13 protein-coding genes and 2 pseudogenes are annotated in these 14087 nt (G+C 67.4%); 11 read left to right on the top strand and 4 right to left on the bottom strand.

What is annotated here, in order from left to right:
• The first annotated feature begins 219 nt into the window (after nucleotides 1-219).
• On the top strand, nucleotides 220-864 hold the full coding sequence (locus tag ACFZCE_RS20220; protein WP_390942276.1) for a hypothetical protein: 645 nt from the start codon (nucleotides 220-222) through the stop codon (nucleotides 862-864).
• 127 nt (nucleotides 865-991) lie between these two features.
• On the opposite strand, the gene ACFZCE_RS20215 is transcribed toward ACFZCE_RS20220, so the two are convergent.
• Nucleotides 992-2002, bottom strand: a complete 1011-nt coding sequence (locus ACFZCE_RS20215) for a zinc-binding alcohol dehydrogenase family protein (protein ID WP_390942275.1) — start codon at nucleotides 2000-2002, stop codon at nucleotides 992-994.
• 110 nt (nucleotides 2003-2112) lie between these two features.
• On the opposite strand from ACFZCE_RS20215, the gene ACFZCE_RS20210 reads away from it, so the two are divergent.
• The 3 genes from ACFZCE_RS20210 to ACFZCE_RS20200 all read left to right on the top strand — a co-directional run bounded on the left by ACFZCE_RS20210 (nucleotide 2113) and on the right by ACFZCE_RS20200 (nucleotide 4593).
• Nucleotides 2113-3060 carry a LysR substrate-binding domain-containing protein gene (locus ACFZCE_RS20210; protein WP_390942273.1) on the top strand — a complete coding sequence of 316 codons (948 nt, stop codon included), beginning with the start codon at nucleotides 2113-2115 and terminating at the stop codon, nucleotides 3058-3060.
• A gap of 29 nt (nucleotides 3061-3089) precedes the next feature.
• A complete protein-coding gene (locus tag ACFZCE_RS20205; protein ID WP_390942272.1) occupies nucleotides 3090-3632 on the top strand; it encodes a hypothetical protein in 543 nt (180 codons plus the stop codon).
• A gap of 148 nt (nucleotides 3633-3780) precedes the next feature.
• Nucleotides 3781-4593, top strand: a complete 813-nt coding sequence (locus tag ACFZCE_RS20200; protein ID WP_390942270.1) for an alpha/beta fold hydrolase — start codon at nucleotides 3781-3783, stop codon at nucleotides 4591-4593.
• Nucleotides 4594-4619: 26 nt separating this feature from the next.
• Here the strand turns inward: ACFZCE_RS20200 and msrA are convergent, their stop codons facing one another.
• The gene (gene msrA, locus ACFZCE_RS20195) at nucleotides 4620-5126 is read right to left on the bottom strand and encodes a peptide-methionine (S)-S-oxide reductase MsrA (protein ID WP_390942268.1); all 507 of its coding nucleotides are present in this window, start codon (nucleotides 5124-5126) and stop codon (nucleotides 4620-4622) included.
• 172 nt (nucleotides 5127-5298) lie between these two features.
• A pseudogene (locus ACFZCE_RS20190) lies at nucleotides 5299-5484 on the bottom strand (TetR/AcrR family transcriptional regulator); the annotation flags it as partial.
• A 450-nt stretch (nucleotides 5485-5934) separates the two neighbouring features.
• On the opposite strand from ACFZCE_RS20190, the gene ACFZCE_RS20185 reads away from it, so the two are divergent.
• From ACFZCE_RS20185 to ACFZCE_RS20160, 6 genes and pseudogenes are all read left to right on the top strand, one after another.
• Nucleotides 5935-6975 carry a putative 2-aminoethylphosphonate ABC transporter ATP-binding protein gene (locus ACFZCE_RS20185; RefSeq protein WP_390942267.1) on the top strand — a complete coding sequence of 347 codons (1041 nt, stop codon included), beginning with the start codon at nucleotides 5935-5937 and terminating at the stop codon, nucleotides 6973-6975.
• Nucleotides 6972-8003, top strand: a pseudogene (locus ACFZCE_RS20180) (ABC transporter permease subunit); the annotation flags it as partial. The gene ACFZCE_RS20185 and the pseudogene ACFZCE_RS20180, both read left to right, overlap by 4 nt.
• 22 nt (nucleotides 8004-8025) lie before the next feature.
• A complete protein-coding gene (gene phnX / locus ACFZCE_RS20175; protein WP_390942379.1) occupies nucleotides 8026-8829 on the top strand; it encodes a phosphonoacetaldehyde hydrolase in 804 nt (267 codons plus the stop codon).
• Between the two features lie 28 nt (nucleotides 8830-8857).
• Complete coding sequence (locus ACFZCE_RS20170) at nucleotides 8858-9877, top strand: putative 2-aminoethylphosphonate ABC transporter substrate-binding protein (RefSeq protein ID WP_390942265.1); 1020 nt, start codon at nucleotides 8858-8860, stop codon at nucleotides 9875-9877.
• A 28-nt stretch (nucleotides 9878-9905) separates the two neighbouring features.
• On the top strand, nucleotides 9906-11027 hold the full coding sequence (locus tag ACFZCE_RS20165) for a TIGR03364 family FAD-dependent oxidoreductase (protein ID WP_390942263.1): 1122 nt from the start codon (nucleotides 9906-9908) through the stop codon (nucleotides 11025-11027).
• A gap of 308 nt (nucleotides 11028-11335) precedes the next feature.
• Complete coding sequence (locus ACFZCE_RS20160; RefSeq protein WP_390942261.1) at nucleotides 11336-11872, top strand: GNAT family N-acetyltransferase; 537 nt, start codon at nucleotides 11336-11338, stop codon at nucleotides 11870-11872.
• A gap of 13 nt (nucleotides 11873-11885) precedes the next feature.
• Here the strand turns inward: ACFZCE_RS20160 and ACFZCE_RS20155 are convergent, their stop codons facing one another.
• Nucleotides 11886-12758, bottom strand: coding sequence for a LysR family transcriptional regulator (locus ACFZCE_RS20155; RefSeq protein WP_390942259.1), 873 nt, complete (start codon nucleotides 12756-12758; stop codon nucleotides 11886-11888).
• Between the two features lie 145 nt (nucleotides 12759-12903).
• On the opposite strand from ACFZCE_RS20155, the gene ACFZCE_RS20150 reads away from it, so the two are divergent.
• Nucleotides 12904-14073 (top strand): enolase C-terminal domain-like protein, encoded by a 1170-nt coding sequence (locus ACFZCE_RS20150; protein ID WP_390942257.1) that lies wholly within the window; start codon nucleotides 12904-12906, stop codon nucleotides 14071-14073.
• Nucleotides 14074-14087 lie beyond the last annotated feature (14 nt).

Below are 14087 nucleotides of genomic sequence, written 5' to 3'. Positions count from 1 at the left end.
GCGGGGATGATGGTGGCTTTTGAGGCCAAGCGCCCAACAGGCCGCGGAGGTATTCGAGCGCATGAGTGACAACTGGAACGAGGGTATCGCTGGGCTGAATGGCCAACGAATATGCGCAGCTTTCCATGATTTGCATGATCACCACGGCCTCAGTTGGCACCCAGTGCTCAGCCTTGAAACGCTGTGGGTCGATGTTCGCGTGGCTTATGAGGTGCTCGCATGCCTAGGCCAGTAGCTCAACCGCCCGCCGTTTACCTTGCGGTCGCCGTAACGGATTTCGCCCAGGGCGTTCGATCCGTCGAGATGGGTTTGGCGGATGCATTCGAACCGCTCTCGCTTGCGCGCTGCGCCATCCACGTGGTGATCGATGCGCCGGCGGCGTACGAAGCCGAGGGCCAGTACGTATTCTTCGTTGAGCCGTTCGATAAGGGCAGGGTGCTGGCGGCCAACCAATTTAAGCTGATGTATGAAGGTGAGCCGGGTGATCGGTGCGGCTTCCTGCAGTGGGCGGCGCGGTGTGCGACGTTTTTCCAGCGGATGCTGTTTCATATCGGCATGGTCTGTGTCGACTATGCCGATTTCCGTACAGCCCTCGATGCGTGCCGCACGAAAACCCTGAGGTTTGAATACCTGGCCTACGACCGCTACGACGTGGTGCCCTACCTGAAGCATCAGGGGCCGCCTTACCGGGTGATCTACGGCTGCCTGTGCGGGGAGGTGGATACTTCACTGCAGCAGTGGCTGGCATTCTCCGCGGCGGTGCACGCGCACAACCCCGCGCTGGTGATGGATAAGCTCGCCTTGACGGTCGGCAGCTACGCCCCACCCGTCATGATGTTGCTGGGCGAAGCGGTGGTCGATTGAGTAGGGCCCCTCGCCCGGCTGTGCCGGCCTCCCACCAGATTTGTGTAAGTAATTGATTTACGGGGCAACATAGAACCCGTGGGAGGCCGGCTGTGCCGGGCGAAGGGCCCTCAACCCCCGCCACACCTCAACGCACCAACACCACCTTGCCCATCATGCTGCCCGCCTCAACCAGGGCATGGGCCTTGAGCAACGCCGCCGCATCGATGCCGTCGATACGCTGGGTGAGGGTGTGCGCCAGGTCGCCGCGGTCGACCAGTTGTGCCACCCGCCGCAGCAGCGCGTGCTGGCGGGCGAGGGTGGGGGTGTTGAAGATCGCGCGGGTGAACATCAGCTCCCAGTGCAGCGAAATCGATTTGGCCTTGAACGGCGCGATGTCCAGGCTTTGCGGGTCGTCGATCAGGGCGAAGCGGCCTTCGGCGCGCAGCACCGCCGCCACCTGCGGCACATAGGTGGCGCTGTGGGTGAGGCCGATCACGTCATCCACTTCGGTAATGCCCAGCGCGGCCAGTTGTGGCACCCAGGGCTGGTGGTGGTCGATCACATGGTGGGCGCCGTGGGCCAGTACCCAGTCGCGGGTTTGCGGGCGCGAGGCGGTGCCGATCACCGTCAGGCCGGTCAGGCGCCGGGCCAATTGGGTGAGGATCGAGCCCACCCCACCGGCGGCGCCGACCACCAGCAGCACGCGGGCCTCGGTAGGGTCTGCTTCGTGGGCGCGCAGGCGGTCGAACAGCAACTCCCAGGCCGTGATGGCGGTCAACGGCATGGCCGCCGCTTCGGCAAAATCCAGGCGCTCGGGCATCGGGCCGACGATGCGCTCGTCTACCGCCTGCAGTTCGGCATTGCTGCCTGGGCGGGTGATGTCGCCGGCGTACCACACGCGGTCGCCGGGCTTGAACAGCGAGACCCGCGCGCCCACTTCGCGCACCACCCCGGCGGCATCCCAGCCGAGCACCCGCGGGGCGCCCTCGGGCACGTCGCCCTTGGCGCGGACCTTGGTGTCGACTGGGTTCACCGACACCGCTTTAACCTCCACCAGCAGGTCATGCTCGCCGAGGCTGGGGGTGGGCAGTTCGACGTCTTGCAGGGCCTCGGGGTGGCCGACGGGGTGGTTGTGGTAAAAACCAACGGCTTTCATGGGGGCAATCCTTGTGGGCAGGGTAGGGTTTGAACGTTGGCCATTGTGGCTTTCTTGTGGTTCAGGAAAAATAAGCGCTCGGCCATAACACTTTCCGGAAAAACCAGAAAATGATCCGCCTCGATGACGTGGAAATCTTCGTGCGCGCGGCGCAGGCGGTGAGCTTCTCCGAGGCCGCGCGGCAGTTGAACATCTCTCCGGGCTTGGCCAGTGCCGCCGTGCAGCGGCTGGAAAAAACCCTCAATGCCCGCTTGTTCATCCGTTCCACCCGCAGCCTGCAACTGGCCGAAGACGGCGAACGCTATCTGCCCCACGCCCTGGCGCTGCTCGAGGCGCAGCGCCAGGGCCAGGCGGCGCTGGCCGACGCCCAGTGCGAGCTGGCCGGGCCGCTGCGCTTGTCGCTGCCGTCGGACCTGGGCCGTAACCTGCTGCTGCCCTGGCTGGATGCCTTTCAGCACCTGCACCCGCGGATCACCGTGCACCTGCGCCTCAGCGACCGCGCCGCCGACCTGCTGCGCCAGCCGCTGGACGCGGTGGTGCGCTACGGCCCGTTGGCCGATTCGTCGCTGCTGGCGCTGCCGCTGATCGAGCACAACCGCCGCGCCCTGTGCGCGGCGCCCGCGTACCTGGCGCGCCACGGCCGCCCGCAGCGGCCCGAGGACCTGCGCCAGCACAACTGCCTGCGGTTTGTCTGGAGCGAACAACTGCACGAGCGCTGGCGCTTCACCTTGCCTGACGGCGAGCGCACCGTGGCCGTGACTGGCAACCGCATCAGCGACGATGCCGACGTGGTGCGCCGCTGGGCCCTGGCCGGGGAGGGGCTGATCTACAAATCGCGCCTCGACCTGATTCCCGACCTGCTCGCCGGGCGCCTGCTCGAGGTGTTCCCCAGCCCGTGGTGCGAGCCGTTGCCTCTGCACTTGATGTGCGCGCACCGGTCGCGGCTGACGCCGGTGATCACGCAGTTGAGGGGCTTTTTGCAGGGGCGCTGCGAGGAACTGGTGGCCGGTTACAACGCCCTTCGCCCGGGCCGTGGGCCGGAAAACCGGTTACCCTGACACCCCACCACCTCCAGGAGGCCGCCACCGTGAACCTGCCCGAACTCACCCTCTGCGTCGACGCCTGGATCATCCAGGACGGCAACTACGGTGAATTCCACCGGGGCGACAGCCTCACCTGCGCCATCGAGTTCTATGGCGAGCTGCGCGCCTCGGCCCAGCGCCGCGCCGCGATCACGCACCTCAAGGAGAACCTCTACCGGGTGTGCGCGCAGGTGGTGTTCAGCGCCCCACACGCCTGGGCCATCGACTTCGGCTTGGGCGCTTTCCAGGAATGCCCGCCGCCCGCTGGCGCGGCCAATGGCGCCTGGTTCGAAGGGGAGCTGGAGCTCGCCATCGACCCGTTCTTCTATAGGGAATACCTGTACAAAGCGCCGGGCATGCCCGACCTGTTCAACACCTGGCAGATCGGCGCCGTGGCGCGCAACGACACACCGTGGGTCAAGGCGCCGAATGGCAATGTCTATGTGCGCGACGTTGCCCGCAGCCAATGGACGCCGGTGGAGCACACCGACGCCTGGCATGACGACGACGGGCGCAGTGCTTACCTGTTGCAGCTGCGCCGGGCGTGAGCCAGCGATACTATCGGCTGAAGCCGAGCCCCGGGTGGCGCCGCCGTGCTAGCGCTTTACCGCGGCCTACGCTTTGGGCAACCCCGGCACTATGATGATCAGCACGCGGTACCGCTTCCAAGCGCACTGACATAAAGGGAACCCCGCCATGCTCGACTTACCCCACACCACGCTCATCGACGGCAATGCCGTGCGCTGGGGTACCCTGGGCAGCGGCCCGGCCCTGGTGGCGATCCACGGCACGCCGTTTTCATCTCAGGTGTGGCGCCGGGTAGTGCCCCACTTGGCGGCCCGGCGCACGGTGTACTACTTCGACCTGGTCGGTTATGGGCAGTCGGAACAGCGCGCCGGCCAAGACGTTTCACTGGCGGTGCAGAACCGGGTGTTGCACGCGTTGTTTCAGGCATGGGGGCTCGAGCGCCCAGACGTGCTCGCCCATGACTTCGGCGGTGCCACTGCGTTGCGTGGCTATTACCTGAACGGGCTGCGCTATGCCTCCTTGACGATTTTCGACGCGGTGGCCCTGGCCCCCTGGGGCTCGCCGTTCGTCCAGCATGTGCGCCAGCACGAAGCCGCCTTCGCCGGCATGCCGGCCTACATGCACCGCGCGTTGCTACGCGCCTACCTGCAAAGCGCGGCGCACCAGCCGCTGGCTGAACAGGCGCTGGACATCTACAGCGCCCCTTGGCTGGGGCCGGTGGGCCAGCCAGCGTTCTACCGGCAGATCGCGCAGATGGACCAGGCTTACACCGACGAGGTGCAGGGCCTCTATGGCCGCCTGGACTGCCCGGTCAGCGTGCTCTGGGGGCGGCAGGACCAGTGGCTTCCCTACGCCCAGGGTGAAGCCCTGGCGGCGTTGATCTCCGCCAAGCCCTGCATGCCCGTTGAAAACGCCGGCCACTTGCTTCAGGAGGATTGCCCCGAGGCGATTGTGGCTAGCGTGTTGAACACGTTGGTGTAACGGTGGCGGGCAAAGCCCGCCCAAGGCTACCCGCGCTTGGGCAGCTTCCACTGCGGCCGAATGAAATGGCAGGTGTAGCCGTTGGGGATCCGCTCGAGGTAATCCTGGTGCTCCGGCTCCGCCTCCCAGAACGGCCCGGCCGGTTCGATCTCGGTGACCACGCGGCCGGGCCAGAGGCCAGAGGCGTCGACGTCTGCCGCGGTGTCTTCGGCGGTGTCGCGCTGCTGCTCGCTCAGGTAGTAAATCGCCGAGCGGTAGCTGGGGCCGCGGTCGTTGCCTTGGCGGTTTGGTGTGGTCGGGTCGTGGATCTGGAAAAAGAACTCGAGGAGCTGCCGGTAGCTGATCAGCGCCGGGTCGAAGACGATTTCGATCGCTTCGGCGTGGTTGCCGTGGTTGCGGTAGGTGGCATTGGCCACCTCGCCGCCGCTGTAGCCGACCCGAGTGCGCAGCACTCCGGGGTAGCGCCGCAGCAGGTCTTGCATGCCCCAGAAGCAGCCGCCGGCGAGCAGCGCGGTTTCAGTGTGGCTGGCCATGGTGTGAGGTGTCCTGTGGGGTGGTGGAGGTAGCTGGGTTATTTGGGCGCGTGGGCCGATTGCAAGGGGGGGCTTGATCCCCGCGCGGCACAACCGCCGGCTGAACACCACCCGCGGCCAACCTCAGCCCGCCACTGCCAGGTTGTCCCATACCCTCATCAGTTGAGTCACCGCGGCGTAGTGCCTGCTCGATGGCTTGGCGCGGCGGCAGGGTGGGGTCGAACAGGCTCTCGGTGACCCGCCCGTGGGTGTTCAGGTAGTGCGCCATCACCTCGCCGAACAACGCCTGCTTGGAGCCAAACGCGGCGTAAAAGCTCGGCGCGCTGATGCCGCCGCCGATCTGCGCCCTGAGCTGGCTGAACAACCCGTGGGCCGGCTGTGCCGTAACGCTGTTCACTTAAGCCACTTCACGGCCTCGCGGAGGGCATGAACGGGTGAGCTCTGCTGATTTTGTGCATGAGTTTCAGGGCCTACCGCCCGGCACAGCCGGAGTGCCGGACCACGGCCTCCCATCAGATGTGTGTAAGTCATTGATTTACAGAGCACTACACAACCCGTGGGAGGCCGGCTGTGCCGGGCGATGGGCCCTGAAGCTCATGCACACAATTAGCAGAGTTCACAGATTGATCCCCTCCCTGAATCCCTGAAATGGCTTAGCTGAACAGCATTACGGCTGTGCCGTGCGAGCGGCCCGCCAAGCCACCCCCAAAATCCGCCAATACCACTATCGCGACCTTTTGCCCTAACGCCATCAATCCGTCTCACGCCGCGCCCAGCATAAGCCTCGTCCCCACACGAGGCCCGCCCCATGCCCAGCGCCGACCTGCACCTGCGCGCCATCCACAAACAGTACGCCCGCCACACCGCCCTCGACGGCGTGTCGCTGGCGGTCAACGCCGGTGAGCTGGTGTGCCTGCTCGGCCCCTCCGGCTGCGGCAAAACCACCTTGCTGCGCTGCATCGCCGGCCTCGAGCAACAGGACCGCGGCGCCATCTTCCTGGGCGGGCGCGATGTGTCCGCGCTGCCGCCGCAGGCCCGTGACTACGGCATTCTGTTCCAGAGCTACGCGCTGTTCCCCAACCTCACGGTGGCGCAGAACATTGCCTATGGCCTGAACCGCCAGCCGCGGGCGGCGCAGCGTGAGCGGGTAGGGCAGATGCTCGAGCTGGTCAACCTCAGTGGCAGCGAGCACAAGTACCCCGGGCAGCTCTCTGGTGGCCAGCAGCAGCGCGTGGCCTTGGCCCGGGCGCTGGCGCCGAGCCCGTCGCTGCTGTTGCTCGACGAGCCGATGTCGGCCCTCGATGCCCAGGTCCGCGAGCACCTCTGCGGCGAGCTGCGCGCGTTGCAGCAGGCACTGGGCATCACCACCCTGATGGTCACCCACAACCAGGACGAGGCCATGCTGATGGCCGACCGCATCGCCCTGATGAACGCCGGCCGCGTCGAGCAGTACGGCACCGCCCGCGAGTTGTACGGCGCGCCGGCCACGCCGTTCGTGGCCGGGTTCATCGGCCAGGGCAATTGGCTGGCCTACGAACGCCACGGTGAACACGCCCGGGTCGGCGCCCTCGACCTGCGCCTGGCCAGCGCCGCCCCGGCCGCCCGCGGCCGGCTGTTCTGCCGGCCGGAGGCGCTGCAGGTCAACCCGCCGGTGCATGAAGACAACCTGTTCCCCGCCCAACTGCGCCAGGTGACCTACCTGGGCAACCGCTGCCGCCTGAGCCTGGAGCTGCACGCGCTGCCCGGCCAGGCGCTGCTGGCGGAAGTCGCTGCCCACCAAGTGCCGCGCGATGGCACTGGGCAACTCTGGGTGGCGCTGCCACCGCGCAGCCTGCAGGTGTTCCCATGATCGAACAACTGAGCACACTCAAGCCCGTGGCCGCCCCCCGGCAGCGCCCGGCAGACCTCGCCGACCGCTTGTTCGTGGGCGGCGGCAAGCTGCTGTTGCTGGGCTTTTTATCACTGGCGGTGGTGCTGCCGCTGCTGGCCATCCTCTGGCGCGGCCTGGCCGGCAGCCCGGAGCAGGGCGGTGGCCTGGTGGCGGCCGCGCAGTTGCTGGGCAGCGAAAACTTCCGCTGGCTGCTGGGCAACAGCCTGAAAACCGCAGCGGCGGTGGTGGCCATTGTGCTGCCGCTGGCGTTTGGTTTTGCCTACGCGCTGCAGCGCAGCTGCATCACCGGCAAGCCGCTGTGGCGGGGCATCTCGTTGCTGCCGCTGCTGGCGCCGTCGATGCTGCCGGGCATCGCCTTGGTCTACCTGTTCGGCAACCAGGGCGTGCTGCGTGACTGGCTGCCGGGCAATGTCTACGGCTTCTGGGGCATTGTGCTGGGCCAGGCGCTGTACACCTTTCCGCACGCGCTGATGGTGTTGATGAGTGCCTTGGCGCTGGCCGATGCGCGCCTGTTCGACGCCGCCGCGAGCATGGGGGCCTCGCCCTGGCGGGCGTTCGCCAGCATCACCTGGCCGGCCAGCCGCCACGCGCTGTTCGCCGCCGGCTGCCTGGTGTTCACCCTCTGCGTGACCGACTTCGGCGTGCCGGTGGTGGTGGGTGGGGATTACCAGGTGCTGGCGCTGGAGGCCTACAAGGCGGTGGTCGGCCAGCAGCAGTTTGGCCGTGGCGCGCTGATCGGCCTGGTGCTGTTGCTGCCGGCGCTGTTCAGCTTTGCCGTCGACCTGTGGCTGCGCCGCCGCCAGGGCGCCGGGCTCAGTGGCCGCGCCCAGGTGTACCAGCCGCGGCCGCGGCGTGGGCGGGACTGTGCCTTGCTGCTGCTGGTGGTGCTGGTGTGCACGGCGCTGCTGGCGGTGTTCGGCATGGCGGTGTACGCCTCGCTGGTGAAGTTCTGGCCGTACAACCTGTCGCTGGGGTTGAACAACTACGCGTTATTCACCCCCTGGCCGCCTGCAGGCGGCCATCCTCGACTGGGCGGGCACCGTGGTCGATTTCGGCTCGTTCGCGCCCACCCGCATCTTCGTTGAAGCCTTCGCCGAGTTCGGCGTGGCCATCAGCCTGGAAGAAGCCCGCGGCCCGATGGGCATGGGCAAGTGGGACCACATTCGCACCCTATGTAACCAGCCGGCGGTGGCGGCGCGCTTCGCCCAGCGCTTCGACCGCGTGCCCAGCGATGCCGACGTCACTGCGATCTACGAGCGCTTCATGCCGCTGCAGATCGCCAAGGTCGCTGAGCACTCGGCGTTGATCCCCGGCGCGCTGGAGGCGATCGCCGCGTTGCGCGCCGAGGGCTTGAAGATCGGCACCTGCTCCGGTTACCCACGGGCGGTGATGAGCAAGGTACAAGCGCTGGCCGCCGCCGCCGGCTACCACCCTGACCACGTGGTCGCCACCGATGAAGTGCCGCGCGGCCGCCCCGGCCCGGCCCAGGCCCTGGCCAACGTGATCGCCCTGGGGCTGGACGACGTGGCCGCCTGTGTGAAGGTCGACGACACCTTGCCGGGCATCCTCGAGGGCCGCCGCGCCGGCATGTGGACCGTGGCCCTGCGTTGCTCGGGCAATTTCCTCGGCCTGGACTGGGCGCAGTACCAGGCGCTGCCGGCCGCGCGCCTGGCCGAGGAGCGCGAGCGCATCAGCGCGCTGTTCGCCCCCAGCCGCCCGCATTACCTGATCGACACCCTGGCCGAGCTGCCGGCGGTGGTCAACGCGATCAACGCGCGCCTGGCCCGGGGCGAATGCCCCCAGGCGCAGTAACCCCCCTCAACCCACCAGGAAGCGCACCATGTTCAAACACACCGCCTTGACCGTTGCCCTGTTGCTGGCCGGCGCCGCCCAGGCCCAGGCCGCCACTGAACTGACTGTGTACACCGCGCTGGAAACCGAACAGCTCAAGCCTTACCAGCAAGCCTTCGAACAACAGAACCCCGACATCAAGATCAAGTGGGTGCGCGACTCCACGGGTATCGTCACCGCCAAGCTGCTGGCCGAGAAAGACCGCCCCCAGGCCGACGCGGTGTGGGGCCTGGCGGCCTCCAGCCTGGCCATCCTCAAGCAGCAAGGCATGCTCGACCCGTACGCCCCGGCCGACCTCGCGCAGATCGGCGCCAGCTACCGCGACAGCGCCAACCCGCCGGCCTGGGTCGGCATGGACGTGTGGGCGGCGAGCGTTTGCTTCAACACCGTGGAGGCCGAGAAGCAGGGCCTGCCGATGCCCACCCGTTGGCAAGACCTGACCAAGCCGGTGTACCAGGGCAAGATCGTGATGCCCAACCCGGCCTCCAGCGGCACCGGTTACCTGGATGTGAGCGCCTGGCTGCAGACCTTCGGCCAGGCCCAGGGCTGGGCGTACATGGACCAACTGCACCAGAACATCGGCCAGTACACCCACTCCGGCTCCAAACCGTGCAAGTTGGCCGCCTCGGGTGAGTTCCCGATCGGTATCTCGTTCGAATACCCGGCCGTGCAGCTCAAGCGCAAGGGCGCGCCGCTGGCCATCGTGCTGCCGCAAGAGGGCCTGGGCTGGGAGATCGAAGCCACGGCGATCATCAAGGGCACCGAGCACCTGGCCGCGGCGAAAAAACTCGCCGACTTCTCCGCCAGCCGCCAGGCCATGGACCTCTACAAAGCCAACTTCGCCGTGCTCGCCCGGCCCGGCATCGCCGAGCGCTTCGACGAGCTGCCGGCAGACTACGAGCAACGCCTGGTGAAGAACGATTTCGACTGGGCCTCGAGCCAGCGTGACGCCGTATTGGCCGAGTGGCGCAAGCGCTACGACGGCAAGACCGAACCCAAGGCCCAGTGAGCCCGTACCCGTTTCAAGGTGATTTGCCATGACTGAACAACATTCTGACCTGCTGGTGGTAGGCGCCGGCATCCTTGGCCTGGCCCATGCCTGGGCCGGTATCAAGCGCGGCCTTAGCGTGTGCGTGTTCGAGCGCAGCCACACGCCATTGGGCGCCTCGGTGCGCAACTTTGGCCAGGCCTTGGTGACCGGCCAGGCGCCCGGGCCGATGCTCGAGCTGGCGCGCCAGGCCCGTGGGCTGTGGGCCGAGCTGGGCCAGGCGGCAGGGTTGTCGCTGCGCCAGCAAGGCTCGCTGCTGTTTGCCCGCAGCGAAGCCGAAGAACACGTGCTCGAGGCCTTCCAGCGCGGCCGCGCGCGGGAACTGGGTTACCGCACCGAGCTGCTGCGCGGCGCGGCCCTGGCGGAGCTGTACGGCGGCCGCTTTGGCCACCACCGCGCGGCCTTGCACGGGCTGGACGACCAACAGCTGTATTCGCGCGAGGCGCTGCCGCAGATCGTTGAGTACCTGCGTGGGCTGGGCGTGCAGTTCCACTTCAGCACTCTGGTGCGCGATGTCGAGCCGGGCCGCGCGCTGACCACCGCCGGGCGTTTTCGCGCCGGGCAGATCGTGGTGTGTTCCGGCCACGATTACCAGACCCTGCTGGCCGAGCAGATGGCCGCGCTCAAGCCTCAGGTGACCCGCCTGCAAATGCTCCGGGTGCGCCTGGAGCAGCCGCTGGCGCTGCAGCACGCGGTGCTCACCGGGCTCAGTTGCGTGCACTACGGCGCCTTCAGCGACCTGCCCGAGGCCGACGCGGTGCGCGCGGAAATCCGCCGCGACTGCCCGGCGCTGGAAACCCATGGCATCCACCTGCTGGCCAGCCCCACGCCGAACGGCGAGCTGATCATCGGCGACTCCCACGACTACGGCAGCGATGCCGCGCCGTTCAACGACGAAGGCGTCGACCGCTTGATGCTCGAACTGGCCGAGCACACTTTCGCCGGCCGGGTGCGGGTGCTCGAACGCTGGCAAGGCGTGTACGGCGCCCGCGGCCCAGGGCCGTTCAGCGTGCTGCCGGTGGCCGAGGGGGTGACCGCGGTGCTGATGCACACTGGCCTGGGCATGAGCGTCGGCTTGGCGTTGGGCGAGCGCACGGTGGCGGGTTTTTAGGGCCCATCGCAACCGCTCAACGGGTGGGGGGGTAGCCGGGCTGCCCGGCCTATCGCCCGGCACAGCCGGCCTCCCACGGGGTCTGTGTTGCCTTGTAAATCAAGCACTAGCACACATCTGGTGGGAGGCCGGCTGTGCCGGGCGATAGGCCCTGAAGCTCATGCACAAATTCTGCAGAGCTCACAGATTGATCCCCTCCATGAAGCCCTGAAATCGCTTAAGTGAACAACATCCCGGCTGTGCCGGGCGAGGGCCCCTGCTTGCAGGCACGCCCGCGTGTTAGGTAGCGTTCACCGAACCCCGGCCACATGATATTCACCCTGCCCATGACCCACCCACGCCTGATCTGCCGCCCACCCCTGGCCAGCGATGCCCCGCGCCTGTTCAACATTTACAGCGACCCACGCACCCAGCAGTTCAACCCGGCCGGCCCGATGGCCAGCCGGAGGGAGGCCGACGCGCTGCTGGCCAGTTGGCTGGAACACTGGCAACGGCTCGGCTACGGCTGGTGGGCGGTGGCGCTGGCGGCGGCGCCCGATGAGCTGATCGGGTTCGGCGGCGTGGCCTACCACGACTACCTGGATGAAGCGCGGCTGAACCTCGGCTACCGCTTCGCCCCTGAAGCCTGGGGGCAGGGCTATGCCACCGAACTCGGCCAATTGGCGCTGCGCAGCGCCTTCGCCACGCCGGGCATCGAACGGGTTTGGGCACTGGTCCGGCCCGGGCACGCGGCGTCTATCCGCGTGCTGGAGAAACTCGGCCTGCGGCGCTGCGGCAGCCTCGACGATGTGCCCGGCCAACCGCAAAGCCTGGTCTATGCCATCGACAAAGGCGAGAGGCCCTGAAACCCGGCACAAGCTACCCAAGCCCCGCCCAAAACGCCTCGGCAAACGGCGTGAGGGGCGCCACCGGGCGGGTCAAATGCACCTGCAGCGGTATATCCCAGCCCTCATCCAGCGCGCGCACCAGCCGCTGGTCGGCGCATTCCTGTTCGGTCAGGCTTTGCGGTAGCCAGGCCACGCCTTTGTTTTCCAGCGCGATGGAGGTCAGCACGGCGGCCAGGTGGCTGCTGAAGCTGGGCTGCAGCGCGTTGAACTGCGGGTTGCCCTTCAGGTGGTGGGCGACGATCCGGCCCAGGCCGGACGCCTTGGTGTAGGCCAGGTAGGGCAGGGTGCTGAGCTCGCCGGTAAACGCCAGCCCGGCGCCCATCAGCGGGATCAGCGTGTCGCTGCCCACGGCTTTGCTGATGTAGTGCCCGGCGGGCAGTAGCGGCGGCACCTGCGGGTGGCGGTGGCACAGCAGGAACTGCACCTTGCCGTGGCTGAGCATGCGCTCGCATTCGGCCATGCTGTCGGACTGCAACTGCACCGCCTGGATCGGCGCGCCCTTGCCCGCCTCGCGGATCCACCGCGGGAAGAACGTGAACGACAACGAGTGGGTAGCGGCGAAGCGCAGGCTCTTGGCCGCTGCGCCGGCCACCTCGCGGGCCTCGTCGCGGATGCGGTAAAGCCGCGTGGCGGCGTCCTGGATGCTCAGCAATACGTGGGCCCCGGCCGGGGTCAGGGTAGCGCCCTGGGCGGTGCGCACGAACAACGCCACGCCCATCCACTGCTCCAGCGCGCGGATTCGCCGGCTGAATGCCGGCTGCGTCACATGCCGGGCTTGCGCCGCGCGGATGAACCCGCCGTGTTCGGCCAGCGCCACGAAGTCTTCGAGCCACACCAGTTCCATTCGCGTTCTCCTCAACGGCCCCCAGAGTATCGGGCCTGGCGGGCCATCTGTAATGCCGTTTCGGCATTGCCCGCGCCGATAACAGCATTATGCGCCAGTGCCGCCGCGGCCTACCGTGAAGCCCTCACAACAAGAGGAAGCTGCCATGCGCATCGTCGACATCCGCGAGAAAACCGTCTCCATCGCCTCGCCCATCGCCAACGCCTACATCGACTTTTCCAAGATGACCTGCTCGGTGGTCGCGGTGGTCACCGACGTGATCCGCGACGGCAAACCCGTGGTGGGGTATGGCTTCAACTCCAACGGCCGCTATGGCCAAGGCGCGCTGATGCGAGACCGGTTTCTGGCGCGGGTCAGCGAAGCCAAGCCCGAGTCGCTGATCGACCACGCCCACGACAACCTCGACCCGTTCGCCATCTGGAAAACCCTGATGACCAACGAGAAGCCTGGCGGCCACGGTGAACGCTCGGTGGCCGTGGGCACGATCGACATGGCGGTGTGGGATGCCGTGGCGAAGATCGAAGGCAAGCCGCTGTATCGCCTGCTGGCCGACCGCTACCGCGATGGCGTGGCCGATGACAAGGTCTGGGTGTACGCCGCGGGCGGCTACTACTACCCAGGCAAGGACCACTCCCAGCTCAAGGCCGAGATGCAAGGCTACCTCGACCGCGGCTATGAGGTGGTGAAGATGAAGATCGGCGCGGTGCCCCTGGCCGAAGACCTGTCGCGGATCGAGGCGGTGCTGGAGGTGGTGGGCAGCGGCAAGCGCCTGGCGGTCGATGCCAACGGCCGCTTCGACCTGAAAACCGCCATCGCCTACGCCGAAGCGCTCAAGCCCTATGACCTGTTCTGGTACGAAGAAGCCGGCGACCCCCTCGACTACGCGTTGCAGGCGGAGTTGGCCAACCACTACGACCGGCCCATGGCCACCGGCGAAAACCTGTTCTCCCACCAGGACGCGCGCAACCTGCTGCGCCACGGCGGCATGCGCCCGGACCGCGATTTCCTGCAGTTCGACTGCGCGTTGTCCTACGGGCTGGTGGAGTATCTGCGCACGCTCGAGGTGATGCAGGAACTGGGCTGGTCTTCGCGCCGCGTGGTGCCCCATGGCGGCCACCAGATGTCGCTGAACATCGCCGCCGGCCTGCACCTGGGCGGCAATGAATCCTACCCGGATGTGTTCCAGCCGTTTGGCGGCTTCGCCGATGGCATCCGGGTGGAAAACGGCTACGTCGGCCTGCCCGACATCCCCGGCGTCGGCTTCGAGGCCAAGGCCGCGCTGTACCGCGTGATGCGTGAACTCGGCGAAGGTTAAGGCCCCGGCGGCCG

Source organism: Pseudomonas sp. NPDC007930 (assembly GCF_042958985.1).
Lineage (GTDB): Bacteria > Pseudomonadota > Gammaproteobacteria > Pseudomonadales > Pseudomonadaceae > Aquipseudomonas.
Note: the sequence above shows the minus strand (reverse complement) of the source record. Positions and strands in the feature narration are given on the sequence as shown.

Excerpts from the sequence above, each read along its gene's own strand:
- ACFZCE_RS20220 (WP_390942276.1), top strand. The coding sequence starts at position 220 with ATGCCTAGGCCAGTAGCTCAACCGCCCGCCGTTTACCTTGCGGTCGCC.
- ACFZCE_RS20215 (WP_390942275.1), bottom strand. The coding sequence starts at position 2,002 with ATGAAAGCCGTTGGTTTTTACCACAACCACCCCGTCGGCCACCCCGAG.
- ACFZCE_RS20210 (WP_390942273.1), top strand. The coding sequence starts at position 2,113 with ATGATCCGCCTCGATGACGTGGAAATCTTCGTGCGCGCGGCGCAGGCG.
- ACFZCE_RS20200 (WP_390942270.1), top strand. The coding sequence starts at position 3,781 with ATGCTCGACTTACCCCACACCACGCTCATCGACGGCAATGCCGTGCGC.
- msrA (WP_390942268.1), bottom strand. The coding sequence starts at position 5,126 with ATGGCCAGCCACACTGAAACCGCGCTGCTCGCCGGCGGCTGCTTCTGG.
- ACFZCE_RS20185 (WP_390942267.1), top strand. The coding sequence starts at position 5,935 with ATGCCCAGCGCCGACCTGCACCTGCGCGCCATCCACAAACAGTACGCC.
- ACFZCE_RS20170 (WP_390942265.1), top strand. The coding sequence starts at position 8,858 with ATGTTCAAACACACCGCCTTGACCGTTGCCCTGTTGCTGGCCGGCGCC.
- ACFZCE_RS20165 (WP_390942263.1), top strand. The coding sequence starts at position 9,906 with ATGACTGAACAACATTCTGACCTGCTGGTGGTAGGCGCCGGCATCCTT.
- ACFZCE_RS20160 (WP_390942261.1), top strand. The coding sequence starts at position 11,336 with ATGATATTCACCCTGCCCATGACCCACCCACGCCTGATCTGCCGCCCA.
- ACFZCE_RS20155 (WP_390942259.1), bottom strand. The coding sequence starts at position 12,758 with ATGGAACTGGTGTGGCTCGAAGACTTCGTGGCGCTGGCCGAACACGGC.
- ACFZCE_RS20150 (WP_390942257.1), top strand. The coding sequence starts at position 12,904 with ATGCGCATCGTCGACATCCGCGAGAAAACCGTCTCCATCGCCTCGCCC.